General features: G+C 42.1%; 3 protein-coding genes. All 3 read left to right on the top strand.

The annotated features are described in order from the left end of the window. A partial coding sequence (locus C1642_RS19405; protein WP_265734995.1) for a lyase family protein occupies window positions 1-849 on the top strand: 849 nt, incomplete at its 5' end. Continuing rightward, window positions 846-1631, top strand: coding sequence for a 3-oxoadipate enol-lactonase (gene pcaD, locus C1642_RS13240; protein WP_005110619.1), 786 nt, complete (start codon window positions 846-848; stop codon window positions 1629-1631). The genes C1642_RS19405 and pcaD, both read left to right, overlap by 4 nt. A gap of 42 nt (window positions 1632-1673) precedes the next feature. Further along, on the top strand, window positions 1674-1984 hold a 311-nt coding region (locus tag C1642_RS13235; protein WP_146035332.1), incomplete at its 3' end, for an MFS transporter.

Below are 1984 nucleotides of genomic sequence, written 5' to 3'. Positions count from 1 at the left end.
TGGGCTTCTGCATTTAAACGTGATTTAGACCGTATACAAGCTATGAAATCACGTGTGCTCACTGCTCAGTTAGGCGGTGCTGTGGGTTCATTAGCTTCTTTGCAAGACCAAGGTTCACTTGTGGTCAGCGCATTTGCGAAGCAACTGAATCTGACTGTACCAACAAGTACATGGCATGGTGAGCGTGATCGTATTGTAGAAATTGCAAGTGTGCTTGGAATGATTGTCGGGAATACGGGCAAGATGGCACGGGATTGGTCACTCATGATGCAAACTGAAATTGCAGAGTTGTTTGAGCCAACCGCAAAGGGTCGTGGTGGTTCATCGACCATGCCTCATAAGCGTAATCCAGTTGCGGCAGCATCCGTATTGGCCGCGGCGAATCGTGTACCAGCACTGATGTCTAGCATTTATCAAAGCATGGTACAGGAACATGAACGTAGCTTAGGTTCGTGGCATGCAGAATGGTTAGCAGTTCCAGAAATCTTTCAGCTTTGTGCTGGAGCATTAACTCGTACTGGTGAAGTTCTACAAGGTTTTGAAGTTAATGCTGAGCATATGCAACAGAACCTTGAGTGTACCAACGGGTTAATTATGGCAGAAGCGGTGATGATGGCACTTGCTCCCAAAATTGGTCGTTTAAATGCTCATCATTTAGTTGAAGCTGCATGTAAAACAGCAGTAGCACAAAATCAGCATTTGTTTGATGTTGTTAGTCAACTAGATGAAGTAAAAGGGCAGTTTAGCCAAGAAGAGATAAGGAATATTTTCAAACCAGAAAACTATTTAGGCAATATTCAGCAACAGATTGATGCGGTTTTGAAAGAAGCACAAGGAGAGTCAAAGTGAAACAGACTATTAGCAATCGTCAAGGAAAACAGTTAGCAGTTTATACAGATGGTCTAAAAGATGCTCCTGTGCTTATGTTTTCTAATTCATTAGGAACAGACCATGGTATGTGGCAACCTCAGCTGAATGAATTAAAAAGTCATTTTAATGTCATTACATACGACACACGTGGTCATGGTGAAAGTGATGTAATTAGTGACACCACATTGCAGAACTTAGCTGAAGATGTTGTTGATATTTTAGATGCCTTGAATATTGAAAAAGCTCATTTTTGCGGCATTTCAATGGGCGGAATTACAGGGCTGTGGTTGGGTATTCATCATCCAAATCGTTTTAATAGCATTACAGTTGCAAACTCAGCAGCCAAAATTGGTCAAACCGAGGCTTGGTTAAGTCGTGCTGAATCGGTAGAAAAAAATGGTTTAGCCGAGCTAGTTAAAACTACCCATACCCGCTGGTTCAGTGAAAAATTTGATTATCAGCATAATGTGGTTGCACAGACAACGATTCAAAGTCTCGCAAACACACCAGCACAAGGTTATGCCAATGCATGTCGCGCTTTAGCGTATGCCGATTTGAGAGATGAAATTGCACAAATCCAAATTCCAACGCTACTGATTGCAGGAACAGAAGATCCGGTAACGACAGTAGCAGATGCCGAATTTATGCAGAAAGCGATTAATAACAGTCAGCTTGCAAAACTCGAAGCATCTCATCTTTCTAATATTGAGCAACCACAAAGATTTACTCAGGAATTGACTAGATTTATTCAGCAAATCTAATCGCTTAGTAATTTAAAAGGAATTGGCCTTAAGGAGGCAAATATGGCGTCTCAGGATTACGCTACACCAAGCAAAAGCATCGATGCTCAAGCACTGATTAATGATGCTCCACTTAGTAAATATCAATGGATGATCGCAATCATCTGTTTCTTAATTATTTTTACTGATGGTATCGATACAGCTGCAATGGGTTTTATCGCTCCAGCATTGGCTCAGGACTGGGGCGTTGACCGTTCTCAGTTAGGACCAGTGATGAGTGCCGCACTTGGTGGAATGATTATTGGAGCTTTAGTTTCTGGCCCGACAGCTGACCGCTTTGGCCGCAAAATTGTTTTAGCCTTTTCGATGCTTGT

It is taken from the genome of Acinetobacter sp. AKBS16, from assembly GCF_002899995.1.
Lineage (GTDB): Bacteria > Pseudomonadota > Gammaproteobacteria > Pseudomonadales > Moraxellaceae > Acinetobacter > Acinetobacter baumannii.
This window is presented reverse-complemented; position numbering and strand designations above follow the sequence as displayed.